This window comes from Paracoccus aeridis (assembly GCF_004923205.2).
GTDB lineage: Bacteria > Pseudomonadota > Alphaproteobacteria > Rhodobacterales > Rhodobacteraceae > Paracoccus > Paracoccus aeridis.
Genome location: NZ_SELD02000018.1, coordinates 413,025 through 437,662 on the forward strand (window position 1 = coordinate 413,025; position 24,638 = coordinate 437,662).

General features: G+C 71.6%; 21 protein-coding genes. 8 read left to right on the forward strand and 13 right to left on the reverse strand.

Annotation, left to right across the window (positions count from 1 at the left end; translation table 11 throughout):
- Position 1: 1 nt before the first annotated feature.
- The 7 genes from ELI80_RS08735 to ELI80_RS08765 all read right to left on the reverse strand — a co-directional run bounded on the left by ELI80_RS08735 (position 2) and on the right by ELI80_RS08765 (position 8,479).
- Positions 2 to 1,423 carry a UDP-N-acetylmuramoyl-tripeptide--D-alanyl-D-alanine ligase gene (locus ELI80_RS08735; protein ID WP_136650702.1) on the reverse strand — a complete coding sequence of 474 codons (1,422 nt, stop codon included), beginning with the start codon at positions 1,421 to 1,423 and terminating at the stop codon, positions 2 to 4.
- Positions 1,420 to 2,904: a UDP-N-acetylmuramoyl-L-alanyl-D-glutamate--2,6-diaminopimelate ligase gene (locus ELI80_RS08740; protein WP_201740592.1), complete on the reverse strand. Its 1,485-nt coding sequence runs from the start codon at positions 2,902 to 2,904 to the stop codon at positions 1,420 to 1,422. The genes ELI80_RS08735 and ELI80_RS08740 overlap by 4 nt, the downstream gene beginning before the upstream one ends.
- 62 nt (positions 2,905 to 2,966) lie before the next feature.
- Positions 2,967 to 4,772 carry a peptidoglycan D,D-transpeptidase FtsI family protein gene (locus ELI80_RS08745; protein WP_136650703.1) on the reverse strand — a complete coding sequence of 602 codons (1,806 nt, stop codon included), beginning with the start codon at positions 4,770 to 4,772 and terminating at the stop codon, positions 2,967 to 2,969.
- Entirely contained in the window at positions 4,769 to 5,209 is a 441-nt protein-coding gene (gene ftsL / locus ELI80_RS16410) for a cell division protein FtsL (RefSeq protein ID WP_236641393.1), read from the reverse strand. Before ftsL ends, ELI80_RS08745 begins: the two co-directional genes overlap by 4 nt.
- Positions 5,209 to 6,177, reverse strand: a complete 969-nt coding sequence (rsmH, locus tag ELI80_RS08755; RefSeq protein ID WP_136650704.1) for a 16S rRNA (cytosine(1402)-N(4))-methyltransferase RsmH — start codon at positions 6,175 to 6,177, stop codon at positions 5,209 to 5,211. Before rsmH ends, ftsL begins: the two co-directional genes overlap by 1 nt.
- The gene (gene mraZ / locus ELI80_RS08760) at positions 6,177 to 6,707 is read right to left on the reverse strand and encodes a division/cell wall cluster transcriptional repressor MraZ (protein WP_201740587.1); all 531 of its coding nucleotides are present in this window, start codon (positions 6,705 to 6,707) and stop codon (positions 6,177 to 6,179) included. The genes rsmH and mraZ overlap by 1 nt, the downstream gene beginning before the upstream one ends.
- A 644-nt stretch (positions 6,708 to 7,351) precedes the next feature.
- The gene (locus ELI80_RS08765; protein ID WP_136650706.1) at positions 7,352 to 8,479 is read right to left on the reverse strand and encodes an Mrp/NBP35 family ATP-binding protein; all 1,128 of its coding nucleotides are present in this window, start codon (positions 8,477 to 8,479) and stop codon (positions 7,352 to 7,354) included.
- Between the two features lie 720 nt (positions 8,480 to 9,199).
- Here ELI80_RS08765 and rlmJ point away from each other — a divergent pair.
- A complete protein-coding gene (gene rlmJ / locus ELI80_RS08770; RefSeq protein WP_136650707.1) occupies positions 9,200 to 9,988 on the forward strand; it encodes a 23S rRNA (adenine(2030)-N(6))-methyltransferase RlmJ in 789 nt (262 codons plus the stop codon).
- A gap of 183 nt (positions 9,989 to 10,171) precedes the next feature.
- Here rlmJ and ELI80_RS08775 read toward each other — a convergent pair whose 3' ends face one another.
- A complete protein-coding gene (locus tag ELI80_RS08775) occupies positions 10,172 to 10,624 on the reverse strand; it encodes a GFA family protein (RefSeq protein ID WP_201740588.1) in 453 nt (150 codons plus the stop codon).
- The gene (locus tag ELI80_RS08780; RefSeq protein ID WP_136650708.1) at positions 10,621 to 11,328 is read right to left on the reverse strand and encodes a metal-dependent hydrolase; all 708 of its coding nucleotides are present in this window, start codon (positions 11,326 to 11,328) and stop codon (positions 10,621 to 10,623) included. The genes ELI80_RS08775 and ELI80_RS08780 overlap by 4 nt, the downstream gene beginning before the upstream one ends.
- 104 nt (positions 11,329 to 11,432) lie before the next feature.
- Between ELI80_RS08780 and gatC the strand changes: the two genes are divergently transcribed.
- From gatC to ELI80_RS16415, 5 genes are all read left to right on the forward strand, one after another.
- On the forward strand, positions 11,433 to 11,720 hold the full coding sequence (gene gatC, locus ELI80_RS08785) for an Asp-tRNA(Asn)/Glu-tRNA(Gln) amidotransferase subunit GatC (protein WP_136650709.1): 288 nt from the start codon (positions 11,433 to 11,435) through the stop codon (positions 11,718 to 11,720).
- Complete coding sequence (gatA, locus tag ELI80_RS08790; RefSeq protein WP_136650710.1) at positions 11,717 to 13,195, forward strand: Asp-tRNA(Asn)/Glu-tRNA(Gln) amidotransferase subunit GatA; 1,479 nt, start codon at positions 11,717 to 11,719, stop codon at positions 13,193 to 13,195. The genes gatC and gatA overlap by 4 nt, the downstream gene beginning before the upstream one ends.
- Before the next feature lie 40 nt (positions 13,196 to 13,235).
- Positions 13,236 to 13,949 carry a hypothetical protein gene (locus ELI80_RS08795; RefSeq protein ID WP_136650711.1) on the forward strand — a complete coding sequence of 238 codons (714 nt, stop codon included), beginning with the start codon at positions 13,236 to 13,238 and terminating at the stop codon, positions 13,947 to 13,949.
- A 74-nt stretch (positions 13,950 to 14,023) separates the two neighbouring features.
- The gene (locus ELI80_RS08800) at positions 14,024 to 14,656 is read left to right on the forward strand and encodes an N-acetylmuramoyl-L-alanine amidase (protein ID WP_136650712.1); all 633 of its coding nucleotides are present in this window, start codon (positions 14,024 to 14,026) and stop codon (positions 14,654 to 14,656) included.
- Between the two features lie 72 nt (positions 14,657 to 14,728).
- Positions 14,729 to 15,934: a Hint domain-containing protein gene (locus ELI80_RS16415; RefSeq protein WP_236641394.1), complete on the forward strand. Its 1,206-nt coding sequence runs from the start codon at positions 14,729 to 14,731 to the stop codon at positions 15,932 to 15,934.
- 27 nt (positions 15,935 to 15,961) lie between these two features.
- Here the strand turns inward: ELI80_RS16415 and ELI80_RS08810 are convergent, their stop codons facing one another.
- Entirely contained in the window at positions 15,962 to 17,566 is a 1,605-nt protein-coding gene (locus ELI80_RS08810) for a bifunctional metallophosphatase/5'-nucleotidase (protein WP_136650790.1), read from the reverse strand.
- Between the two features lie 150 nt (positions 17,567 to 17,716).
- Between ELI80_RS08810 and ELI80_RS08815 the strand changes: the two genes are divergently transcribed.
- Positions 17,717 to 18,055 (forward strand): DUF952 domain-containing protein, encoded by a 339-nt coding sequence (locus ELI80_RS08815; protein ID WP_136650713.1) that lies wholly within the window; start codon positions 17,717 to 17,719, stop codon positions 18,053 to 18,055.
- Positions 18,052 to 19,131 (forward strand): quinone-dependent dihydroorotate dehydrogenase, encoded by a 1,080-nt coding sequence (locus ELI80_RS08820; RefSeq protein ID WP_136650714.1) that lies wholly within the window; start codon positions 18,052 to 18,054, stop codon positions 19,129 to 19,131. The genes ELI80_RS08815 and ELI80_RS08820 overlap by 4 nt, the downstream gene beginning before the upstream one ends.
- Before the next feature lie 10 nt (positions 19,132 to 19,141).
- On the opposite strand, the gene cysE is transcribed toward ELI80_RS08820, so the two are convergent.
- From cysE to ELI80_RS08835, 3 genes are all read right to left on the reverse strand, one after another.
- Positions 19,142 to 19,984 (reverse strand): serine O-acetyltransferase, encoded by an 843-nt coding sequence (gene cysE / locus ELI80_RS08825; protein WP_136650715.1) that lies wholly within the window; start codon positions 19,982 to 19,984, stop codon positions 19,142 to 19,144.
- A gap of 76 nt (positions 19,985 to 20,060) precedes the next feature.
- Positions 20,061 to 20,774: a DUF2793 domain-containing protein gene (locus tag ELI80_RS08830; RefSeq protein WP_136650716.1), complete on the reverse strand. Its 714-nt coding sequence runs from the start codon at positions 20,772 to 20,774 to the stop codon at positions 20,061 to 20,063.
- Positions 20,767 to 24,621 carry a baseplate multidomain protein megatron gene (locus tag ELI80_RS08835; RefSeq protein ID WP_136650717.1) on the reverse strand — a complete coding sequence of 1,285 codons (3,855 nt, stop codon included), beginning with the start codon at positions 24,619 to 24,621 and terminating at the stop codon, positions 20,767 to 20,769. The genes ELI80_RS08830 and ELI80_RS08835 overlap by 8 nt, the downstream gene beginning before the upstream one ends.
- Between the last annotated feature and the right edge of the window lie 17 nt (positions 24,622 to 24,638).

A 24,638-nucleotide genomic window follows, 5' to 3' on the forward strand; every position in this document is an offset into this window, starting at 1 on the left:
TTCAACCTTTCGGAGCGGGCGGTCGCGGGTCGTCCGGGTTGCCCGTGTCTTGTCCAGGCGCGCGCGTCTGACGGCTTTCGCGGATCGCGTCAACCACGCGCGCGACCTGCGAGCCCTTGGAGCCCTTCACGAACACGACGTCGCCGTCCCGCGCCAGCGCGTCCGCGCGGGCGCACAACTCGGCCGCCGTCTCTGTCCAGATGCCGCGCTTCGTCTCGGGCAGCGCGTCCATCAGGTGGCGCATCCGCGGACCGCAGGCGTGGACCAGCGCAACGCCCTGCAGCGCGGGATGGCCGGCGATATCGGCGTGCAGGCGGTTCTCGTCGGCGCCGAGTTCCAGCATGTCGCCCAGGATCGCGACCTTGCGGCCGTGGAGCCGGGCCAGCGTGTCCAGCCCCGCGGCGAGGCTGGCGGGGTTCGCGTTGTAGCTGTCGTCCAGGATGGTGATGCCGCCCACCCGTTCCACCCCGCCGCGGCCCTTGTAGGGCTGCCAGCGGGACAGGTCGGCGGCGGCCTGCCTGACGTCGGCGCCCAGCGCCGAGAGCGCCGCCAGCACGCCCACGGCGTTCATCACGAAATGCGCGCCCGCGCTCGCCAGCGTGAAGTCGACCGTCTCGCCCAGGATGCGGGCACGGACCTGCGTGGTGCCGTCGGCGGTAACGTCGGATCTCAGCGGCCTGGCCGCGCCGTCCCGGCCGAAGCCGACGACGATCGCCGCCGCGGCGTCCGCCGCGTCGCGCAGGATCGGGGTGACGGTCAGATCCTCGGGAAGGATCGCGTGGCCGGCGGGGGCGAGACCTTCCACGATCGCCCCCTTCTCGCGCGCGATGCCTTCGAGGCTGCCGAACGCCTCCATGTGGGCGGGGGCGACGGTCGTGATCATGGCGACGTGGGGGCGGGCCATGCGGGAAAGCGGCGCGATCTCGCCGGGATGGTTCATGCCGAGTTCGAGGATAGCGAAGTCGGTGTCCCGCGGCATCCGCGCCAGCGTCAGGGGGACGCCCCAGTGGTTGTTGAGGCTGGCTTCCGCGGCGTGGACCCGGCCCTGCCCCGACAGCGCGGCGGCCGCCATGTCCTTGGTCGATGTCTTGCCGACGCTGCCGGTGATCGCCAGCACCCGCGCGCCCGTGCGCGCCCGGCCCGCACGGCCCAGCGCCTCGAGCGCGGGCAGCACGTCGGGGACGATCAGCAGAGGCGCGTCGCCCGACACGCCCTCGGGCACCCGGCTGACGAGCGCGGCGGCGGCACCCTTGTCGAGCGCCTGCGCCACGAAGTCGTGGCCGTCGCGGGCGTCCTTCAGGGCGACGAACAGGTCGCCCGGCCGGATCGTGCGGGTGTCGATCGAAATGCCGGTCGCGGCCCAGCCGGTCGTCGCCCGTCCGCCGGTCGCGCCGGCCGCGTCGGCAGAGGTCCAGAGCGTCATATCCGGCCGTCCAGCGCCGCCACGGCAACCGACGCCTGTTCGGCGTCGTCGAAGGGGAACACGTCGCTGCCGACGATCTGCCCGGTCTCGTGGCCCTTGCCCGCGATCAGCAGCGCGTCGCCGGGCTGCAGCGCGTCGACGGCGCGCAGGATCGCCTCGGCCCGGTCGGCGACCTCGGTCGCGTCGGGGCCCGCACCGGCCATGACCTCGGCCCGGATCGCGGCCGGATCCTCGGTCCGGGGGTTGTCGTCGGTGATGTAGACCACGTCCGCGAACTGACGCGCGGCTTCCCCCATGAGCGGGCGCTTGCCGCGGTCGCGGTCGCCTCCCGCGCCCAGCACGACGATGATCCGCCCCATGACGTGCGGGCGCAGCGACTGCAGCGCCGCGACCACCGCGCCGGGCTTGTGCGCGTAGTCCACGAACACCGCCGCGCCGTTCTCGCGCACCGCCGCAAGCTCCATCCGGCCGCGCACGGTGGTCAGGCCCGGCAGCGCCGCTAGCACCCGGTCCGGCGCGTCGCCCGAGGCGATGCAGAGCCCCGCCGCCGCCAGCACGTTTTCCGCCTGGAAGCCGCCGATCAGGTTCAGGCGCACCAGATGCGTGCGCCCGTCCATGGAAAAGCGCAGGTCCTGGCCCGTCGCGTCGTAGCGCTGGCCGAGGATGCGCAGGTCGCAGGCCTCGTCGTGGCCCACGGCCGTCAGGCGCAGGTCGCCGTCCACCGCGATCTCGGCCATCTGCTGGCCGCGGTCGCTGTCGATGTTGATGACGGCGGTGTCGCCCGGCTGGAGGATGCGGTCGAACAGCAGCGCCTTGGCCGCGAAGTATTCGTCGAAGCCCTCGTGATAGTCGAGATGGTCCTGGCTGAAGTTCGTGAAGGCCCCCGCGCGCACCCGCACCCCGTCCAGCCGGCGCTGGTCCAAGCCGTGGGACGACGCCTCCATCGCGGCGTGGGTGACGCCCGCCGCCGCCGCTTCGGCCAGCACGCGGTGCAGCGTCACCGGCTCGGGCGTGGTGTGGGCGAGCTTGGCGGTATGGTCGCCCTCGACCCCCATCGTGCCGAGACTGATCGCCTTGTGCCCGAGCGCCTGCCAGATCTGGCGGGTGAAGGTCGCGACCGAGGTCTTGCCGGACGTGCCGGTGACGGCGACGACCGTTTCGGGCTGGGCCGCGAACCACAGCGCGGCGGCCCCGGCGAGCGCGGCGCGCGGGTCCTCGGCCACCACCACGGCGGCGCCGGACGCGGCAAGCTCGGCGGCGGCGATCTGCGCGCCGCGGCGGTCGGTCAGGATCGCTCCGGCGCCTTGGCGCAGGGCATACCGGATGAACTCGCCCCCGTGGGTGGCCGATCCGGGCAGCGCGGCGAACAGGTGGCCGTCCCGCACGGTGCGGCTGTCGACCGAAAGGCCGGTGATGGTCGGGTCGCGCCCGTCCCTTGCCCGCAAACCCAGCGCGGACAGAAGCTTGCCGTCACCCGTCACCGTCACCCGTCACCTCGTCCCTTCGGTCCGCACGCCCGTCCGTTCGCCGGACCGTCACCTCTTCAGTTGGTCGCGACCTTTAGATCAGCCGGGGTCCGGTTTTCAATCACCGGCAGGTCCGCGTCGGCATGAGGCCGCAGGCCCACGATGGGGGCGAGGCGGCGCACCATCTCGGCCGCGACCGGGGCCGCCGTCTGCCCCGCCGTGCGCGCCGTGGCCCCGCCCGCGTTCGTGACCGAGGGTTCGTCCAGCGTCACGACCAGAACGTATTTCGGGTTATCCACCGGGAACATGCTCGCGAAGTTCGAGATGACCTTGCTGTCGTAGTAGCCGCCACCCGGGCGCGGCTTGTCGGCGGTCCCCGTCTTGCCGGCCACGTCGTAGCCTTCGACCTCGGCCGCCCGCGCGGTGCCGCGGGTGACGACGCCGCGCAGCAGGCCGCGCGCGGTCCGGGCGGCGGGTTCCGACAGCACCCGTTCGCCCTGCGGATGGTCGCGGCGGTGGACCAGCGTCGGGCGGACGCGGTGGCCGTCATTCGCGATCGTGGCGTAGGCGGCGGCCAGGTGCAGCGGGCTCGCCGCAAGGCCGTGGCCGAAGGCGACGGTCGCCGCCGTCACCGCGGGCCAGCGCTGCGGCACCAGCGGCTTGCCGGTCGGCGCCTCGGTCATCTCGATCTGCGTCGCCTCGAAGAAGCCGAGGTCCTTCAGGAACTTCTGCTGCCGCTCCGGTCCCAGCATCTGCGCGATCCGCACCGTGCCCACGTTCGAGGACTTGGCCAGGATGTCCGCCACCGACAGGCTGCCGCCATAGTTGTGGAAATCGTGGATCAGGTACTTGCCGATCTTCATCGGCGAGTTCGCGTTGATCATCGTGTTGGGGTTGATGAGCTTCTCGTCGATCGCCTGCGCGACCGGGAACAGCTTGAAGGTGGACCCGAGCTCGTACTGGCCCTGCACCGCGCGGTTGAACAGCGGGCTGTCGGACGGATCGCCCTTCAGCGCGGGGCGGGGGCGGTCGTTGGGGTCGAAGTCGGGCAGGCTCGCCATGGCGAGGACCTCGCCGGTCGCGACCTCCATCAGCACGCCGGCCGCGCCCTTGGCGTTCATGACGCGCATGCCGTTCGACAGCACCTCCTCCATCGCCGCCTGCGCGGTCAGGTCGATGGACAGGGTGAGCGGCGCGCCCGCGTTGGCGGGATCGCGCAGCCAGTTGTCGAACGCCTTTTCGACGCCCGCCATGCCCAGCACCTCGGCGCTGCTCACGCCCTCGGCCCCGAAGGTCGAGCCGCCGAGGATGTGGCTCGCCAGCTGGCCGTTCGGGTAAAGCCGCATCTCGCGCGGGCCGAACAGCAGGCCCGGCTCGCCGATGTCATGGACGGCCTGCATCTGTTCGGGCGACAGCTTCTTCTTGATCCAGACGAAGGTGCGCTTGCCGGTGAAGTCCCTGGTCAGCTGCTTCTCGTCGAGGTCGGGAAAGATCTCGGCCAGCTCGGTCGCGGCCCGGCGCGGGTCCACCATCTGGTGGGGGTGGGCATAAAGCGCGTGGGTGGACAGGTTCGTCGCCAGCACCCGCCCGCGCCGGTCCACGATGTCGGCGCGCTGCGAGATGATGCGCGCGCCCGTCGTCTGCGCGCGCGGCTCGCTGGGGTCCGAGGACGCGAGCGCGCCCATCCGCATCCCCACGGCGCCAAAGGCGGCGGTGAAGGCAAAGGTCATCAGCCACAGCCGGAAGGACGCGCGCTTGCGGGTCCTGTCCTGGATCTCGGCATGGCGGCGGGCGCGGTTCTCGGCCTCGATGTCGTCGGGGTTCTCGCCCGCCTCGCGGGCGCGGAGGATGCGGGCCAGCGGGCGCAGTGGGGTGCGGATCACGGCTGAGTCTCCCTTTCGGCGGGGCGGGATGCGGGGCGGGCGATGGCGGTGCCGGCGGCTGTCCCCGGCGCGGATGCGGCAGCGCCGGGCTGCAACCCGGGCTGCGGGTCGGTGAAGGCGTCGGGCGCCGGGGGGCCCTGGAATTCGCGCAGCTTCGGGTAGTCGACGTGCGCCACGTCCACGAACTGGCCCGACTGCACCGGGACCAGTTGCAGCCGTTCGAAGTTCAGGTCCACGAGGTCGCGCAGCCGCTCGGGCCGGTTCAGATAGGCCCATTCCGCGCGCAGGACACCCAGCTGCTCGCGCAGGCCCGCGATCTCGTTCTGGATCCCGTTCATCTCGTCGATGGCGGCCTGGGTGCGGTAGTTCTCGCGATAGGCCCAGAAGGCGAGGCCCATCACCGCGACCACGGTCATCACGTACAGCAGCGCGCGCATCAGCCGCCCCCCGGCAGTTGTGGCAGGCCCAGCGTGCGGTCGTCGGCCTGGCCCGGGGCTGCGTCGGTGCGGACGGCGACGCGCAGGTAGGCCGAGCGGGCGCGGGGGTTCGCGGCAAGCTCGGCCTCGTCCGCGCCGATGGCGCGGCGGAAGGGCAGCGTGAAGGCGGGTGCGTCCTGCGGCGTCTCGGGCGCGTGGCGGCTGCCGCCGCCCGCCGCGTTGGCGCGGCCCTGCATGAAGCGCTTGACGATCCGGTCCTCGAGCGAATGGAAGCTGACGACCGCGAGCCTGCCGCCCGGCACCAGCGCCCGTTCGGCGGCGGCAAGGCCCGCGACAAGCTGGCCGAACTCGTCGTTGACCCAGATCCGGATCGCCTGGAAGGCGCGGGTCGCCGGGTGGCTCTGCCCCGGTTTCGGGCGCGGCAGGCAGGACTGGACCACGTCGGCCAGCTGCGCGGTGCGGGTCAGCGGGCGCGCCCTGACGATGGCGCGGGCGATACGCCGGGCCGCGCGTTCCTCGCCGTAGTGGTACAGCACGTCGGCGATGCGGCCCTCGTCGGCGGTGTTCAGAAGATCCGCCGCCGACGGCCCGCCGCCGCCCATCCGCATGTCGAGCGGCCCGTCGCGCAGGAAGGAAAAGCCGCGCTCGGGCTGGTCGAGCTGCATCGAGCTGACGCCGAGGTCCAGCACCACGCCGTCCACCGGACCGCCCGCAAGGGTGTCGAGATCGGAAAACGTGCCCTCGACCAGGCGCAGCCGGTCGCCGTGATCGCCCGCCCAGGCCCGTGCCATGGCGAAGACCGAAGGATCGCGGTCGATGCCGATCACGCGGTCCGCGCCCGCGTCCAGCAGGCCGCGCGCATAGCCGCCCGCGCCGAAGGTGCCGTCGACCCAGGTGCCGCGCACGGGCGCCACGGCCGCGAGCAACGGACCGAGCAGCACCGGCACATGGGGTGCCGCGCCGGGCATCAGTCGTCGGCCCTCGATTCGGGACGGCGGGCCGGGGCGAGCGGCGGCAGCAGGGAACGCGGGTCGAAGCCTTCGCCCAGTTCCGCGACCAGCGCCTCGACCGCGTCGCCCTCGGCCTCGTCGTAGGTTTCGGGGCGCCAGACCTTGAGGTAGTCGCCGGCGGCCACGAAGAAGGCGCGGTCGTCCAGGCCGACCTTCTCGCGCAGCTTCTGCGGCAGGACGAGACGCCCGTCGGGGTCGATCTCGGCTTCCTCGGCCGCGCCGTGCATGATGGATTCGAGCAGCCGGCGCTCGGGGCTGCCGCGCTGCATCTGGTCGATCTGGGCGTCGATCTCCTCGATCGCTTCCAGGGTGTAGAGTTCGAGATGGCGCCAGTCCGCCCGGCCGTAGACGATCACGAGCTGCGGGCGCTTGCCGGTTTCCCAGTCCGGGTCGCAGCTTTCGAAGACGCGGCGGAACTTGGCCGGGATCGAGACGCGCCCCTTGGCGTCGACCTTGACCTCTTCCGAGCCTCTGAACCTGCGCGCCAAGCCCGCGTCCTTCCACTGTCCGCCCGTTCCGGTCGCCCGAAACGGGAAAGGGCGGATCGGGCCGCTGCCACTGCCCGATCCGCCGCCCTCGTTCCCATCTCTGGGCCCCGAAGTTTCGGGGATCGCCCGGTTCGTCGCGCCATCTGGGGAAGATGCTGCTCGCACGCGACCGGGTCGTTTTTCGGAAGAACGGCTGCCTGTATGAAGCCTGCCTTGGCGTGGGGTCTTGGGCGCCCCTTGATCCGCCTTCCGTGAGGAAAGGGATGGCATGGGATTTCATGGGAAGCAACGGGTTTGTTCGGGGCGTCAGCGGACGTCGGCAAGAGCGCGCGCGAGAACGTCGCAAGAACATCATCACGCCCCGGTGATGCCAGCGGAAGTTGTAGGCTCAGCGCGGAAGCTGCCCACTAGATATTGTGGAGCGGAAATATGTGGCAGAATAGTCCCACCTTTTCCCGAAAGCGCGGAAAGGTGCCGATGGTGGGAAGGTTGGAGCATGAGGATCACGGAACGGCCCGGCTGGCGCGAACGCTCCTCACGGGTCATCACGCCGCCTTGATTCGGATTCCCTGCCCCGTTCCCACCTTTTCCCAGCCGCAGCGCAGGTCCAGGCAGGCGTCCCTTTCCGTCGCGGGATCGGTCGCTCAGCCCATCCCGCCGGCGACCAGCCGCTCGGCCAGGCGGGCATAGGCGTCGGCCACCGGCCCGCCGGTCGCGGCGACGGGGCGGCCCTCGTCCCCGCCCGTCCGCACCGAAAGATCCAGCGGGATCTCGCCCAGGAACGGCAGGCCGCGCGCCTGCGCCTCGGCCGCGACGCCGCCGTGGCCGAACAGGTGTTCCTCGTGCCCGCAGTTGCGGCAGACATAGACGGACATGTTTTCGACCAGTCCCAGCACCGGGGTCCGCAGCTTGTCGAACATGTCGATCGCGCGCCGGGCATCGATCAGCGCCACGTCCTGCGGGGTGGAAACGATGATCGCGCCCGTCACCTGCGCCTTCTGGCACAGGCTCAGCTGCACGTCGCCGGTGCCGGGCGGCAGGTCGACCAGCAGCACGTCCAGGTCGCCCCAGTCCACCTGGTTCAGCATCTGCTGCAGCGCGCCCATCAGCATCGGCCCGCGCCAGACCACCGCCTCGCCTTCCTTCATCATCAGGCCCAGCGACATCATGGCCAGCCCGTGCGCGCGCACCGGCTGGATCCGGTCGCCTGCGCTCGTCGGGCGCGCGGTCACGCCCAGCATGCGGGGCTGGCTGGGGCCGTAGATGTCGGCGTCAAGGACGCCCACGCGCCGCCCCGCGCGGGCGAGCGCCACGGCGAGATTCGTGGTGAGGGTGGACTTGCCGACCCCGCCCTTGCCGGACCCGATCGCGATGATCCGGTCGACGCCGGGGATCGCGAGCGGCCCCGCCTGCGGCGTCGGATGTCGACCGATCCTGAGGTTGGGCGCGGGCGCCCCGGAACCCGCCCCGGGAACTGCGCCGGAACCCGCCCCGCCGCTTTGCGCGGCGACCGCCGCGGTGCGGCCGGCGGGCGCGGTGGTGACGATCTGGACCGAGGTGACGCCGGGCAGCGCCTTCAGCAGCGCCTCGGCCTGCGCGCGGGCGGGCTCCAGCGCGCGGGCGAGCTGGGGGTCGGACGCCTCGATCACGAATCGGACGACGCCGTCGCCGGATACCTGCAGGGCCCGGACCAGGTCGGCCGAAACGAGATTTCCGCCGCCGGGCACCGGAACCGTCGCGAGCGATTCCATGATCCTGTCCTGGGTGGTCATCGGGTGCCTCTGAGTTGAACGGAGTTGCATCGCAGCATCGCAGGCGGGAAACGTCACGTAAAGCGGGGCGATCGGGGTCTGGACGTTGCGTCAAAAGCATGGCTGGCCGCCGAGACGCTGCTTTGACCAGTCGCGGATCTGTTACCAAGCCCCTGATGAAGCGTCATCACACGTAATGCGGGAACTTGTTCCATGCACACAGCGCATGGCTCGTAGGCGTTTTCCGCCATTGTGCACCTGCAGCAAATGGCTCATCTATTGCCCAAGACGAACGCGCCGGATGTCAGCAGACGGAAGGGCGGGCGGGGCCCGGAAGGGCCGACAGGTTACCTGGCCCCTTTCCTCCTCCCTGGGGGTTCAGGCTCGGGCGGCATCCCCTCCTCCCTCCTCGGGGATGCCGCCAACTCCATACGCGACGATCCGATCCTCCTCCCCGGATCGACGCGGATCAGGCGGCGGCCCGCTCCTCCTCCCAGGGCCGCCGCCTTCCCTCCCGCCCTTCGCGGCGGGAAACGGAATACGACGGCCCCTCCTCCTCCCCGGGGTCATCGTCAGCGATGCCGGCCATCTCCTCCCCGGCCGTCATCGCACCCCATACGCGGCCCCTCCTCCTCCCTGGGCCAGCGTTGTGCGGCGGCGCCTCTCCTCCTCCCCCTCCTGGCGCCGCCGCTTCTTTTCCCCGGCTTCCCTTCGCCTTGCCCGGCGCGCTATGCGTCGCGGATGTTGTCCTACCAGCACAGCTATCATGCCGGGAACGCGGCGGACCTGCACAAGCACGCGCTGCTGGCAGTCGCGCTGGAGCGGCTGGCGTCCAAGGACAAGCCCCTCACCTATGTCGAGACGCACGCGGGCCGCGGCCTTTACGACCTGCACGCCCCCGAGGCGCTGCGGACGGGAGAGGCCGGGGCCGGAATCGTCCGCGCGCTGGATCGCGGCTGGCTGCCGCACGGTCATCCCCTGCTGGGCGCGCTGGACGCGGTACGGACCCGGCATGGCGCGGCGGCCTATCCCGGATCGCCGCTGATCGCCGCGCATTTCCTGCGGCCGGGCGACGTCGCGCATCTCGCGGAACTGCACCCGCGGGAACACGCGGCGCTGGCCGGGGTCGCGGGCTTTGCCCACCTGCACCGGCAGGACGGGTTCGAGATGGCGAACGCCCTTCTGCCGCCCACGCCGCGGCGCGGAATGCTGCTGATCGACCCGAGCTACGAGGTGAAGGCCGACTACGACCGCATTCCCGCCATCATCGGCAAGCTGGCGCGCAAGTGGAACGTCGGCGTGATCGCGCTGTGGTACCCGATCCTGACCGACGAGCGGCAGGCGGCGATGGTGCGCGCGCTGGCCGCGGCGCACCCGCAGGCGCTGTCGTCCGAGGTGCGGTTCCCGCCGGCGAAGGCCGGGCACGGGATGGTGGGATCGGGGATGTTCGTCATCAACCCGCCCTACGGGCTGGCCGAGGAGGCCGCGCGGCTGGGGGCGATCTTCGCGGCGGATCAGGGTCGCGGCTGAGCGGCCCGTCAGGGTCGCGCGGACGGGCGCCGCATCCTGCCCGCACAGCGGCCGAGATACGGGCCCGTGCACGCCGGACTTGCACTACTCCGCCCGCGCATACGCTGTCGCATCATGGCAGGGCGCGCAAACGCGATCGCCCGCGCGTGAGCCGTGGCGCGAGAGCATCCGCGCCGTCGGATGTCACGCCGGCGCCGGCCGGTAGGTCAGCGTCCCCGCCTGCCCGCCGCCCCCGTCCGACGGGTGGCAGCGGCCGTTCCCGACCGGGATCTCGGCAAAGTCGAACGGGCTCACGTCCTTCAGGATCGCCACGTTGACGCCGTATTCGTCCGGGTTCGAGCGGCGCTGGTGGTGGGTGTAGATGCCGCAGACCCTGCAGAAGTGATGCACCGCCGTCCGGGTGTTGAAGCGGTATTCGGCCAGCTGCTCCGCACCCGCGACGATCGTGATCCCGTCCAGGGGCGCGCTGACCGCGACCGCGCCGCGCATCCGGCAGAAGGAACAGTCGCAGCGCCGCGCCGTGCGCAGCCCGTCCGACAGCCGCAGCCGCAGCCGCACCGCGCCGCAGTGGCAGGCGGCGTCGACCTCGGCCAGGTCGGGGTCGGGACCGCCCGGCAGCAGCCTCGCCCCGGTCATGCCCGGGGCCCGATCTCGATCGCTCGCAGCAGCTCGGGCTCGATCACCTCAACACCCGGGAGGCCGTCGCGCAGGGGCCCCGCGTCGGCCGCGAGCATCGGGAAGCTGCGGTAATGGCTCGGGATCACGGTCCTGAAGTCGAAATAGCGTTTTGCCGCGTAGGCCGCGCGGGCCATGTCCATGGTGAAGTGGCCGCCCGCGCTCAGGATCCCGATGTCGGGCCGGTGCAGGTCGCCCATCCAGTCCATGTCGGCCATGATGTCGGTGTCGCCGCTGAAATAAATGACGTGCCCCTCGCCCGCGATCATGTAGCCCGCCTCGGCGCCCGTATAGACCGGCTGGCCGTGCCGCCCCTCGGACGAGGAGGAGTGGCTGGCGGCGACCATCGTCACCTTCGCGCCGTTCAGGTCGACCGTCCCGCCCCGGTTGAAGCCGGTGGCTTCGATCCCTTCGCTGTTCGTCCACCACGTCATCAGGTCGAAGATCCCGAACACCGGTACGCCCAGCTTCTTCGAAAGCCGCGGCACGTCCCCGGTGTGGTCGAAATGGCCGTGGGTGACGAGGATGTGGGTCGCGCCCGCAACGGCCTCGTCGTGGCGGTCCTCGGGCATCGACGGGTTCCCGTCCAGCCACGGGTCGATCAGGATCACCGCGCGCTCGATCTCGATGCGCCAGCTTCCGTGGCCGAGCCAGACAAGTTTCATCGTTCGCTCCTTCCGGGTCCGGGCCGCGCCGCTTCCAGTCGGGCCAGCGGCTTGCAGGGTGTCGCACCGGACGGTAAACGCGGGCCAAGCGAAAGGAAAACCGAATGTCGATTGACCCCTCCGAGGCCCGCAAGGTCGCGCATCTGGCGCGGATCGCGGTTCAGGACGAGGCGCTGCCGGCGCTTGCCGCCGAGCTGAACGGCATCCTGCATTTCATGGAGCAGCTGAACGAGGTCGACGTGACGGGCGTCGAGCCGATGACGGGCGTCGAGCCGATGCGCCTGAAGCGGCGCGAGGATGTCGTCACCGACGGCGACATGCAGATCCGCATCCTGCGCAACGCCCCGGACGCGCGCGAGGGGTTCTTTGCCGTGCCGAAGGTGGTGGAATGAGCCTGCAGCAGCTGACCATCGCCGAGGCGCGCGACCGCCTGCGCGCGGGCGACGTGACCGCGACCGACCTGACCCACGCCTGCCTGTCGGCGATCGACGCGGGGTCGCCGCTGAACGCCTTCGTCCACCACACCCCCGACATCGCGCTGGCGCAGGCCGAGGCCGCGGACCAGCGCCTGCGCGCGGGCGACGCGCCGTCCATGTGCGGGATCCCGGTCGGGATCAAGGACCTGTTCTGCACGCGGGGCGTGGCCTCGCAGGCGGCGTCGCGGATCCTCGAAGGGTTCCTGCCCGAATACGAATCCACCGTGACGCAGAACCTGTTCGACGCCGGCGCGGTGATGCTGGGCAAGCTTAACATGGACGAGTTCGCGATGGGCTCGTCGAACGAGACCAGCGTCTACGGGAACGCCGTGAACCCGTGGAAGTCCGGCGACGCGCCGCTCACGCCCGGCGGATCGTCGGGCGGGTCTGCCGCCGCCGTGGCCGCCGACCTGTGCCTTGCCGCGACCGGCACCGACACCGGCGGCTCGATCCGCCAGCCCGCCGCCTTCACCGGCATCGTCGGGCTGAAGCCGACCTACGGCCGGGTGTCGCGCTGGGGGACGATCGCGTTCGCATCCTCGCTCGACCAGGCCGGGCCGATGACGCGGACGGTCCGCGACGCGGCGATCATGCTGGGCGCGATGGCGTCCGTCGATCCGAAGGATTCGACCTCGGCCGACCGGCCGGTGCCCGACTACGAGGCGGCGCTGACCGGCGACATCCGGGGCAGGCGCATCGGCATCCCGCGCGAATACCGGATGGACGGCATGTCGCCCGAAATCGACGCGCTGTGGAAGCAGGGCGCCGAGATGCTGCGCGACGCGGGCGCCGAGATCGTCGACATCAGCTTGCCGCACACGAAATACGCGCTGCCCGCCTATTACGTGATCGCCCCGGCCGAGGCGTCCTCGAACCTCGCCCGCTACGACGGGGTGCGCTACGGCCGCCGCGCCGCGCTGCACGCGGGCGACGGCGTGACCGAGATGTACGAACGCACCCGCGCCGAGGGCTTCGGCCCCGAGGTGCAGCGCCGCGTGATGATCGGCACCTACGTGCTGTCGGCGGGCTTCTATGACGCCTACTACAACCTCGCGCGCAAGGTCCGCGCGCTGATCAAGCGCGACTTCGACGAGGCGTTCGCGGGCGGCATCGACACGATCCTGACGCCCACGACGCCCTCGGCCGCGTTCCCGCTGGGCTCGATGCAGGACGCGGACCCGGTCGAGATGTATCTCAACGACGTGTTCACCGTGACGGTGAACCTCGCCGGGCTGCCGGGCCTGTCGGTGCCGGTCGGGCTGAACAGCCAGGGCCTGCCGCTGGGCCTGCAGCTGATCGGCCGCCCGTGGGACGAGGGCAACCTTCTGAACCACGGCGCGGTGCTGGAAAAGGCGGCCGGGTTCTCTGCGAAACCGAAACGCTGGTGGTAGGCTGAACCCCGAGCTGCGCCCCGAGCGCGAGGAGAGAGTGATGCGTCGAACGATCCTGATCCCGGCCCTGGTCCCCGTCCTCGTGCTGGCCGCCTGCGGCGAGAACAGCGGCTGGAACCCGAACTACCGCGCCAACGCGACCCCCTATGGCGACTATCTGCGGACGCGGGAAAGCGCGCTGATGGGACGGCGCGGGGAACCGCCGCGGATCGTCCCCGTCACGCTGCCGGTGAAGGCGCCCACGCCCGAGCAGATCGCGGGCCACTCGCTGCGCCCGGTGCCCGAGGCGACGCTCGCGAAGGTCCGCCGCCCGGCGGGCGCGCCCGCGATCGACCCCTACCCAACCGAGCCGGTCCTGGCGACGGCGCCGGTCGCGAACGGGAAGGCCGTGGCGGGCAAGGCCGTGGTGGTGACGCCCGTGGCAGTCACGCCGGTGATGAGGGGTCCGGGCACGGTCGCGGTGGCCCCGGTGGCCGCGGCACCCGTCGCCGTGGTCCGGTCCGCGCCCACGCTGGACGCCTATGCCCGCGCCAACACGCAGACCCCCGGCACCCGCGTCTACGCCCGCCCGGTGGGCTACGGCGCCGTAGATGCCAGCCCGCAGTCCTGCGCCGCATACCCCGACCCTGCCGCCGCGCAGGCCGCGTTCCTCGCCCAGGGCGGCCCGGCAGTCGATCCGCTGGGGCTCGACCCCGACGGTGACGGCTTCGTCTGCGGCTGGGATCCGGCGCGCTACCGCTCCGCCGCAAATTGACGTGGCCTTCCCCGAACCACGGAGAGCGTCGGGGAACACAGCGGCCTGACCTGATCGTCCTGCATTATACCGGCATGGCGGACGCCGCCTCTGCCCGCGCGCGGCTGTGCGACCCGGCGGCCGAGGTCTCGGCGCACTGGCTTCTGCTGGAGGACGGCACCGCCGAGGCGCTGGTGGCCGAGGATCGGCGCGCGTGGCACGCGGGTGCCGGATCGTGGCGCGGGCGGGGCGACGTGAACTCCCACTCCATCGGCATCGAGATCGTGAACCCCGGCGACCGCCCGTTTCCCGCCGCGCAGATGGCGGGGCTGGAGCGGCTGCTGCCGGGGATCATGGATCGCTGGAACATCGGGCCCGAGGGGGTGATCGGCCATTCCGACATGGCGCCGGGCCGCAAGATCGACCCCGGCCCGCGCTTCGACTGGCGCCGGCTCGCCCGCGCCGGCCTGGCGCTGTGGCCCGTGGAAGCGGACGACGCGCCCGAGCCGCCGCCGCTTGGGGACAGTCTCGACCGGATCGGTTACCCGCAGGTCGATGCGGCGACGCGGCTGGCCGCGTTCCGCCTGCGCTATCGCCCGGGTGCGAACGGGCCGGAAACGGACCGCGACCGGGCCGTGGCCGCCGCCGTGGCCCGGCTCGCCAGCGGCCGGAGCGCGGAAACCCAGCCACAAGGCCGGGAAAAATCTGGCCGCACTTCGACGCGTTAACGACTTGTTAACCAGACCGCCCCAGTTTCCCGCGGAAAGCGGCCGGAATGGCCAGAGCAGGGGACAGGCACAATGGCCGGCGGCATACAGTACATCACCACCCTGACCTTCCCCGAGCCGGGGCCCGTCGGCCGCGATATAGGCGCGCCGTCGCTCACGCCGTTCTACCGCAGCAGTTTCCTGGCCAGCGACGCGACGGTGACCAAGACCGCGATCGCGGACGAGGACGACTACTTCGAGACACTGGACCACCATCTGGTGCTTCCCGAATCCTACGCCGACGATCCGACGCAGTCGCTCGCGCAGGACACGATGCTGGGCGGTACGCTTTACCCGGCAGGTCTGCGGATCAGCCTGTTCGACGGCGGCATCTTCGAACAGCTGGGTCCCGAGGGACAGAAGACGGGCAACATGTTCATGCTGACGGTGCCCTGCCGGATCACGTTCGACGGCATCTACCCGACATCGGTGCAGCTGGGCGATCTCAGCTCGGTGTTCGTCTTTGCCGTGCCGCAAACCGACGCCGAGGGCAACACCACCTTGCCGGTGTTCGACCCGAACGCGGAATACACCTGGCGAAAGGACGGCTGGGTCATGGGCGGCGAAGCCTTTCGGCCCTACAGCCACAGCCCCGCCGTCCTGGGCGAGGACAACGTGCCCTGCTTCACCACCGGCACGCTGATCGCCTGCGACAGCGGCGATCGCCGGATCGAGACGCTGGAGCGCGACGACCTCGTCTGCACCCGCGACAACGGGATGCGCCGGATCCGCTGGATCGGGTCGAAGACGCTGGACGCGGCGGCGCTCGACCTGAACCCCGCGCTTCGCCCGATCCGCATCCGGGCCGGCGCGCTGGGGAAGGGGCTGCCGGAAACCGACCTGACCGTGTCGCCGCAGCACCGGGTGCTGGTCCAGTCCGACCTGACCCGCAAGCTCAGCGGCGAATGGCAGGTGCTGGTCGCAGCCAAGCACCTGACCGACATCGAGGGGATCAAGGTGGTGCGCGACGGATCGAGCGTCACCTATTGGCACATGCTGTTCGATGGGCACGAGCTGGTCCAGTCGAACGGCGCCTGGACGGAATCGCTCTATGCCGGGCCGGAGGCGATGAAGTCGCTGGACAGCGGCGCCCGGCGCGAGATCATGCGCCTGTTCCCCGAACTCGCCGAAACCGGCGTCCCGCGCGATCCGCCCGCCCGCCCCGTCGTGAGCGGGCGCACCGGCCGCAAGCTCGGCCGCCATCACGCCCGCAAGAACGTCGCGCTGATCGAGGGCTGAGCCCCCGACCAGCGACCTGTCCGGCGGTCAGCGCACCGTGATGCGCCCGTCCAGCGCGGGCGCGAACTCCGGGCCCTTGGCGGCGAGATACTCGGCCAGCACGTCGGCGAGATCGGGACCGAAGTCGTAGACGTCGGTCGCCTTCGTCGCGAAGGCGGTGTAGCCGTCTCCACCGTTGCGCATGTAGTTGTTCGACACGACGCCGTAGGTCGCGGCGGGGTCGATCGGCACCCATCCGTCGCCGTCACGCACCATCACGTCGGAAATCCGGCTGCCCTCCGCGGCGGCCGGATCGACGGTGTACTTCAGCCCCGCGACCTGGGCAAAGCGCCCCGCGCCTTCCTCGTACTGGCTCGCGCCGTTTTCCAGCGCGGCGACCACGTCCGCACCGGGCAGTCGGAAGGTGGCGAGCGTGTTCTGGAACGGCAGGACGCTGATCACCTCGCCCATGGTCACCGGACCCGCATCGATCGCGGCGCGCAGCCCGCCGCCGTTCTGGATCGCGATGGTGACGCCCTGGTTGCGAACCCGTTCCAGCATGGCGTCGGCGACGACGCTGCCCATCTCGCACTCGCGCGCGCGGCACTGGTCGCGGTCGGCGCCGATGGGCACGGCAAGCTGCGCGACCTGCCGCTGGCGCAGCTCCTCGAGCGGCTTCGCGAGCTCCGCCACGCGCGCCTTCACGCCCTCGTCCTCGGGGATGCTCGCATCCAGCAGGATCGGCTCGCCCTCGGCTGCGGTGACGTTGCCGGCGTCGTCGAAGGTCAGCACGAGATGGCCGAGATAGCGCCCGGCGGTCCCCGCCTGCACGACCGGCACCTGCGCCCCGCCCTCGCCCGCGACCATCGTCGGATAGTCGCCCGCCGCATCCTCGTCCCCGGTCTTCAGATAGGTATGCGTGTGCCCGCCGACGACCGCGTCGACACCCGCGACCCTGGCCATTTCCTGGTCGCGGTCATAACCCACGTGCGTCAGGGCGATGATCTTGTTCACCCCCTGCGCGGCCAGGTCGGCCGCGGCGGCGGCCAGGCTTTCTGCCTCGTCCTGGAAGACGACCGAAGGGCCGGGCGAGGCGATCTGCGTCGTCTCGGTCGTGGTGAGGCCGACGATCCCGATCTTCTCGCCGCCCGCGTCCAGCACCGCGGTCTTCGGCAGCTTGCCCTTCAGCACGTTCGACTGCGACACGTCGATGTTGGTCGACACGACCGGGAAGTCGACCCCGTCCAGCAACACGGCCAGCCCCTCGGGGCCGTCGTCGAATTCGTGGTTGCCGACCGTCATCGCATCGTAGCCGAGGCGGCCCATCAGCTCGACCGTATCCTTGCCCTTGTAGGTCGAATAGAACAGCGATCCCTGATACTGGTCGCCCGCATCCAGCAGGATCACCGGCTCGCCCTTCGCCTCCGCCTCCGCGCGGACCCGGGCGATCGCGGTCGCGAGCCGGGCCGAGCCGCCGAAGCACTCGTTCTTCGCCTGGGTCTCCGCGTCGCAGGTGCTGTCGTACTTGTTGACCGGCTCGACGCGGCTGTGGAAATCGTTGGTGTGAAGGACGTGCAGCCTGAACTCGGCATGGGCGAGCCCCGCCGACAGCGCAAGCGCGGCGGCGCTGCACGACATCGTGCGAAGGGACATGCGGACGATCGGGGACATGGTGCGGGACATGATGGCTCCTGTCGGACTGGCCTGGAAGGACACCCCCTACCATAGCCGCCGCATCCCCATTGTGACAGTCGGGACCGCCGCGCGCTTGACCACCCCGGCGATGCGCCGCACAACCGCGCCATGATGATCTACAAGATCCTGCGGGCCGGGGAATGGGCCCAGCTGCGCGCGCACGGCGAAAGCGCCGGCGCGCCGGTGGACGTGGCCGACGGCTTCGTCCACTTCTCCACCGCGCCGCAACTGCCCGAAACGCTGCGCCGCCACTTTGCGGGCGAAGCCGGCCTGCACCTCATCGCGTGCGATGCCGATGCGTTGGGCGACGCCCTCCGGTGGGAGCCGTCCCGCGGGGGCGCGCTCTTTCCCCATCTCTACCGCGTGCTGCGGCTGTCCGACGTACGCTTCGACCGACCCGTGGCGCTTGACGCCGACGGCACCCACGACACCGGACCGCTCGCATGAACCCGGTCGAACGCCTGGGGGTCGCTGCCCTCCACCGCCTGCCGCCCGAGCGCGCGCACGACCTGTCGCTGACGCTCCTCGCACGCGGGCTGGTGCCGCTGCCCGGCGCGCCAGTCACCTCGCCGCGCCTTCGCACGACCCTCGCGGGGCTGGACCTGCCCAACCCCGTGGGCCTCGCCGCGGGCTATGACAAGAACGCGCGCGCGGTGGACGCGCTGACCCGCGCCGGCTTCGGCTTCGTCGAGGTGGGCGCCGCCACCCCGCGCCCCCAGCCCGGCAACCCGCAGCCGCGCCTGTTCCGGCTGTCCGCCGACCGCGCCATCATCAACCGCTTCGGCTTCAACAACGAAGGCGCCGGCGCGATCCGGGACCGGCTTTCCGCCCGCAGGCGCGGCGACGTGCCCGTGGGCCTCAACATCGGCGCCAACAAGGACAGCGCCGACCGCGCCGCCGACTTCGCCGAGGTGACGCGCGCCTGCGCGCCGTTCGCCGATTTCCTGACCGTCAACGTCAGCTCCCCCAACACCGAGAAGCTGCGCGACCTGCAGGGCGCGCAGGCGCTCGCCGCGCTCCTCTCGGGCGTGATCGCCGCGCGGGAAGGTGCGGGCGCGCGGCCGCCCGTGTTCGTCAAGATCGCCCCCGACATGGACGACACCGCGCTCACGGAACTGGCGGCCGTCGTGCTCGACAGCGGCGTCGATGGCCTGATCGCCACCAACACCACCCTGTCGCGGGCCGGGCTGACCGACGCGCACGCGACGGAAACCGGCGGCCTGTCCGGCGCGCCGCTGTTCGACCGCTCGACCCGGGTGCTGGCCAGACTCCACCTGCTGACCAGGGGCCGCCTGCCGATCATCGGCGTCGGCGGCATCGGCAGCCCGCAGCAGGCGTGGGACAAGATCGCCGCAGGCGCGACCGCCGTGCAGATCTATTCGGCGCTGATCTACCAGGGCCTGTCGCTCGCGCCGCGCATCGCACGCGAGCTGGACCGGATGGCCGAGGATGCGGGCCTCGCCCACCTCTCCGACCTCGCCGGGCGCGACGCCGAACGCTGGGCCGCAATGCCGGCGGCCTAGTCCGTCAGTCTCAGTCCTTCAGCAGCTGGTCCATCGACGTCGACGGCATGTCGCAGCCCGCGTCGCCCACGACCCGCGCGGGCACCCCCGCGACGGTCTTGCAGCACGGCACGTCCGACAGGACGACCGACCCAGCTGCGATGCGGCTGTGGTGGCCCACCCGGATGTTGCCCAGGACCTTCGCGCCCGCGCCGATCATCACCCCGTCCTCGATCTTGGGATGGCGGTCGCCGTCTTCCTTGCCGGTGCCGCCCAGCGTCACGGAATGCAGCATCGACACGTCGTTGCCGACCACCGCGGTCTCCCCGATCACGATCGAATGGGCGTGGTCGATCATCACCCCGGTCCCGATCCGGGCGCCCGGATGGATGTCCACGCCGAACACCTCCGAGCAGCGCATCTGCACGAAATACGCCATGTCACGCCGGCCGTTGTCCCACAGCCAGTGCGCGATCCGGTAGGCCTGAAGCGCCTGAAACCCCTTGAAGAACAGCATCGGCTGCATCAGCCGGTGACACGCCGGGTCGCGCTGGAACACCGCCACCAGGTCCGCCTGCCCTGCCGCCGCGAGCGCCGGCTCGCGCGCATGGGCGTGGTCCGCAATCTCGCGCAGGATCTGCTCGCTCATCTCGTTGGACGCGAGCTTGAGCGAGAAGCGATAGGCGAGCGCGGCCTGGAACGTCTCGTGGTGCAGCAGGCCTGCGTGGATCAGCGACCCAAGCAGCGGCTCGTTCTGGACCACGCCCGCCGCCTCGGCCCGGATCCGGGACCACAGCGCCTCGCGGGTCAGGGCCGTGTCCTTCGACGCGCGGTCGTCGTCCAGCGTCACGACCTCGACAACCGATCCGTCCATGGGGAACCTCTCACCTGCGCAGGTCCCCTACTTAAGGTTTCCGGGCGCGGATCGAAAGACCCGCACCCGGCCATTCTCAGTTGGGCAGCTTCAGGTCCAGCCAGTGCGCCGCAAGCCGCACGCGCCCGCCGGAAAACACCCCGCCCGCCGCCGTGAGCTTCAGGGGCGCCGCGCTCCAGTAGGTCATCGGCTGCGACAGGATCCCGCGCGCCCAGCTGCCCTGTGCCTTGCCCAGGTCCTTCCCGAAGCGGTCCAGCGCACCGTCGGTCCCCAAGCTCCAGGATTGCAGCGTCCCCGTGATCGGCTCGACCACGCGCGCGGTGCAGCCGATCACCATGGCCCGCGCCGGGATGTAGAGCGTGCTCTCCACCGTCGCGCCGCTTGCGGTCACGACCTCGCCCTCGGCCATCCCCGCGATCAGGGCGCTGCCCGCAAGCCCCAGCGACAACGCCCCAAGCACCCACGCCGCACCGTCGTGGACGGCGTTGACACCGCGGTCGCGCACGAACGCCTGCTGGCCCATCCGGGGCACCGTGAACACCCAGCCGCCGTTGGCCCCGGTCGCGACCATGCCGGCGCGGTCGGCCCACTCGTTGACGGCATTGGCGGGAACGCCCCAGCTCAGCCCCTCGAACCCCGCGGCCGGGGGGGTCGTGCGCGACACGCTCTCCAGCGCGAGGTTCACGAGCCCGTCCAGCCGGACGAGCGCGTCGTTGACGGTGACATGCTTCTGCGCCTGCGCGGGCTGCAGCAGCGGCAGCCCCAGCCGGGCGGTGTTCTGGTCAGGCATTGATCGTCCTCCTTGCAAACGGGCCGGGCCCGTACTCGTCCGACAGCTGCGCGACCTCCGCCGCGAAGCTTCCGCCCTGAAGCGCAGCCGCCCAGGCCGCGGCCGGTACCGTGCAGGCGGGCGTTCCCACGACCTCCTGCCACAGCACCGACCCGTTCCGCATGAGCCGGACGAGGTAGCGTTCCGCCGCCTCGCCCAGCGGCACGTCCACCCCGTCCCAGCCATCGCCGCCGATCCGGGTGCGCCGGATCCACGACAGCCGCGTGCCCGCCACCCGCAGGTGGCAGGGCGACAGCGGCCTGAGCCCCGCGCCCGCGAAGGCGTGGCCGATGTGGCGATAGCTCGGGTCCTCGGGCGGGCGCGTGGCCGGGCCGATCCGCCAGTGCCGCATCTGCCCGCGCGCGGTGGGCGGCAGCACCACCTGCCGCAGCGCCTCGTCCACCACCACGACCACGCTGCCCGCCGGCCACACCTCCGGCATCACCGCGTCCGTCCCGGCCTGGCCGCGAAGGCGGCGCGAGATTTCCCACACGCCGGGCGAGATCGGCGCCGCGTTCGCGAACTGCAGCAGCTCCCATCCGTCGGGCGTCCCGTTCCCGATCGCCAGCAGGTTTCCCCCGGCCATGAGCGTTGCATCCGGGATCGACTTCAGCGCCCCGCCCTTCAGCCTGATCCGCAGCGCCGGGCCGCGATCCCACTCGCCCGCCCGCGCCCCCGCCAGGGGCGACAGCGTCACGCCCATGATCGCGGGCACGGAAAGGTTGACGTTCGGCGCGTAGCCGCCGCCTTCCTCGGTCGAGACCCAGGCCGAAACCGCCCCCGGCCAAGGCGTCGCGGTCGCGGCAAGCCACGGCGCGTGCGCCACCTCGTCCCCGCGCAGCAGCGGCAGGTCGAGGAACATGGGCCAGACCGGCACCGGCGGGTGGAACCGGCGCGCAGTCTCGGCCTCGGGCGGGCGGACGGCGGGGCGATAGACCCCGGGCTCCACCCGCACCGCGTCGATGACCAGCGCGCCCGCGCGCTCGACCCGGTCGATCCGCCAGCGCTGCCCGATCCCCGGCCCGTCGCCCAGCGCGATCACGTCGCCGGGGCCAAGCTGCGCCCTCGACGGCGGCAAGGCCAGCCGTAGCCGGTCCCGCGCCACGCCGGATTCGGCCAGCCAGCGCTCGGCCACGTCCAGCCCCTCGCCGCGCGTCAGCACCAGCGGCACCTCGCTGTCCGACACGGTGGCCTGGTGCTGCCCTGGCAGCGTCGCCTCGGCCGTCGCGGCGGCATGGTCGCCGCCCGCCGCGACATGGCTCAGCCGCACCCGGCCCACCAGTTCAGGCGCAGGGGCGCGTGTGATCTCCACCCCGCCGAGCCCGTCGGCTTCGGCCAGGTCGCCGCTGCCGATCGTCGCGGTCACGCGCGCGCCCCGCATGGCAAACCGCAGCACGCCGTCGCGTTCGGCCGCGTCGAACCCGTAGGCCAGCATCAGCGGCTGCAACGCCGCCCGACCCGTCTGCCCGCCCTGAAGCGCGTAGCCGCGCACGATCCCCGACAGCGCCGAGGTGTCGAACGCCCGCACCCCCGCCTCGCGGCAGATCGCGGCGACCAGCGCCGCCAGCGGCATCGCGCCCGCCCGGCCGTTGAGCCAGTGGCCCCGCTCCCACGCGGGCCCGTCCGACCACAGGTCGCCCCGCGCGGGATAGGCGGGATAGGGCCGCGCATCCCAGGCCCAGACATGCGCGCGCGCCATGTCCACCATCCGGCCGCCGCCCGCCATCGCCGGGTTGTTCGCCGGATCCGACCAGTAGTCGTTGACCGCCCGCACATAGGCCGCCTGCAACCCGTCGTCCCGCCGCCCGTCCGAGTAATACGGCAGCATGGATTCCGAGCTCATCGCATCCAGGAACTTGTTGGGCTGGTTCGTGCCCTTGTCCAGGGCCGCGCAGCCGTATTCCGTGAACCACACCGGCTTCGACCCCGGCACCCAGGCGGTCGGCTTCGCCTGCCGCACGCCGCCGATCCGCTCGTGATGCGGGTTCCCCCACCAGCCGCGGATGTCCTTGCAGCGCCAGATCCACGGCTCCCCCAGCCCGTCCGTGATCGGCGTGCGGCGCTGGTGCTCGCGGTGCAGGTCGCTTTCGTAGTACCAGTCGAAATACTCGCCCCCGCAGACGTTGCCGCGCAGATAGGCGGGATCGTCGATCCGCCCGAACCGGGCGTCGAGGTGCGATTCGCCGTCGCGCCAGTCCGAAAGGGGCAGGTAGTTGTCGATCCCCACGAAGTCGATGTTCGGATCGGCCCAGAGCGGATCGAGGTGGAACCGCACCTCGCCGTTGCCCGGATGGTGGCCGAAATACTCGCTCCAGTCGGCGGCGTAGCCCAGCTTCACGCCGGGTCCCAGGATGGCGCGCACGTCGGCCGCCAGCGCCCTCAGCGCGGCGACGGCCGGGTAGCTGCCGCCCGCACCGCGGATCTGCGTCAGGCCGATCATCTCGGACCCGATCAGGAACGCGTCGATCCCTCCCGCCAGCGCGCACAGATGCGCGTAGTGCAGGATGAAGCGGCGATAGGACCACGCGTCCGGCCCCGAATAGACCACCTTGCCGTCGCGGATCGCGAAGTCACCCCGGGCCGCGGTCCCGAAGAACGCCGCGACCTCGGCCTCGGCGCGCGCGGTGAGGACGTTTCCCGCCTCGCAGGTGATGCGGCCGCGCCATGGCATGACCGCCTGCTCGCCCTTGCCGGTCAGCGGGTCGGGGCGGCCGTTGCCCTTGAGCTGCTCCATCAGGATGAACGGGTAGAACACCGCCTTCCGCCCGCTTGCCGCGATCGCGCGCAGCGCCTCGACGACCGAGCCGTCGGACGGCGTCCCGCCATAGATCGGCCGCCCGTTCACGCGCGCGACCCCGCCTGCGCGCGCGCGGTCGATCCCGCCCGCGCTCCACGGCATCTCGGCCCCGTCGCTCTCCTTCTGCTCGACCTTCGGGCGCACGGTGCAATGCCCCGCGCGCAGGTCGTCCCCGAACCACGACACCACCAGCGAGACCGAGCCCACCTTGGGCAGCTCGCGCCCCAGCGCCCCCAGCGACACCTGCAGGTCGGTGCCGCCCGCGGCGGTGTTGCGGTTGACGATCTTCGTCTCGCCCAGGCCCAGGTCGTGGCTCACCTGGGATGTCGCCAGCGAATATTCGCCCGTGCCCGGGATCATCGCCACGGCCTGCACGTCGCGGGAAAGCCCGCTTTCCGCTTCGGCGGCCCGCGTCACCTCGAAGCTCAGCTGCGGGACCCGGTTGCCCCAGCGTTCAAGGCCGAGTTCCTCCAGCACGACATAGGCGACGCCGCGATAGGCGGGTGCGTCCTCGCCTTCGTGCGCGACGATGAAGGGATCGGGCAGCTGCGCCTCGCCGCCGCGATAGACGCGCATGTTCAGCTCGTCCGCCGCGACCTCCTCGCCGTCAGCCCAGACCCGCCCCACGCCGAGGATCGGCCCCTCGCACAGCGCCACCGCCAGGCTGAGGCGATAGCTCACCTCGTTCACCCGCGGTCCTGAGCCCTTGCCGCCGCCCGAGCTGCGCGTCACCTCCGTCACCGGCGCGGCCCAGATCACGTGGCCGGGCACGCGCATCTGCCCCCAGACCCGGGCGATCGCGGTGCCCTCGCCCGCGGTCTGCAGGCGCAGCCGGTCGATCCGCCCGGTCTCCACGGGACGGGTGCCCGCGCCCAGCAGGCGCTCGTCGATGACGCGGCCCAGCGTCGCGCCCACGGCGCGGCCGATCACGGCGCCCGACAGGCCGAGGACGGTGCCCCCGAACCCCGCCCCGATCGAGGCGCCCGCCGCCGCCAGCAGAATGGTCGCCATCGCCTTCCCCCTTCAGG

Coding starts and splice junctions, on each gene's coding strand:
- ELI80_RS08735 (WP_136650702.1), bottom strand. CDS start 1,423: ATGACGCTCTGGACCTCTGCCGACGCGGCCGGCGCGACCGGCGGACGG.
- ftsL (WP_236641393.1), bottom strand. CDS start 5,209: ATGCGCGCGCTGCTGTACGTGATGACCGTGGTCGCGGTGATGGGCCTC.
- rsmH (WP_136650704.1), bottom strand. CDS start 6,177: ATGCCCGGCGCGGCACCCCATGTGCCGGTGCTGCTCGGTCCGTTGCTC.
- ELI80_RS08765 (WP_136650706.1), bottom strand. CDS start 8,479: ATGACCACCCAGGACAGGATCATGGAATCGCTCGCGACGGTTCCGGTG.
- rlmJ (WP_136650707.1), top strand. CDS start 9,200: ATGTTGTCCTACCAGCACAGCTATCATGCCGGGAACGCGGCGGACCTG.
- ELI80_RS08775 (WP_201740588.1), bottom strand. CDS start 10,624: ATGACCGGGGCGAGGCTGCTGCCGGGCGGTCCCGACCCCGACCTGGCC.
- ELI80_RS08780 (WP_136650708.1), bottom strand. CDS start 11,328: ATGAAACTTGTCTGGCTCGGCCACGGAAGCTGGCGCATCGAGATCGAG.
- gatC (WP_136650709.1), top strand. CDS start 11,433: ATGTCGATTGACCCCTCCGAGGCCCGCAAGGTCGCGCATCTGGCGCGG.
- gatA (WP_136650710.1), top strand. CDS start 11,717: ATGAGCCTGCAGCAGCTGACCATCGCCGAGGCGCGCGACCGCCTGCGC.
- ELI80_RS08795 (WP_136650711.1), top strand. CDS start 13,236: ATGCGTCGAACGATCCTGATCCCGGCCCTGGTCCCCGTCCTCGTGCTG.
- ELI80_RS08800 (WP_136650712.1), top strand. CDS start 14,024: ATGGCGGACGCCGCCTCTGCCCGCGCGCGGCTGTGCGACCCGGCGGCC.
- ELI80_RS16415 (WP_236641394.1), top strand. CDS start 14,729: ATGGCCGGCGGCATACAGTACATCACCACCCTGACCTTCCCCGAGCCG.
- ELI80_RS08810 (WP_136650790.1), bottom strand. CDS start 17,566: ATGTCCCTTCGCACGATGTCGTGCAGCGCCGCCGCGCTTGCGCTGTCG.
- ELI80_RS08815 (WP_136650713.1), top strand. CDS start 17,717: ATGATGATCTACAAGATCCTGCGGGCCGGGGAATGGGCCCAGCTGCGC.
- ELI80_RS08820 (WP_136650714.1), top strand. CDS start 18,052: ATGAACCCGGTCGAACGCCTGGGGGTCGCTGCCCTCCACCGCCTGCCG.
- cysE (WP_136650715.1), bottom strand. CDS start 19,984: ATGGACGGATCGGTTGTCGAGGTCGTGACGCTGGACGACGACCGCGCG.
- ELI80_RS08830 (WP_136650716.1), bottom strand. CDS start 20,774: ATGCCTGACCAGAACACCGCCCGGCTGGGGCTGCCGCTGCTGCAGCCC.
- ELI80_RS08835 (WP_136650717.1), bottom strand. CDS start 24,621: ATGGCGACCATTCTGCTGGCGGCGGCGGGCGCCTCGATCGGGGCGGGG.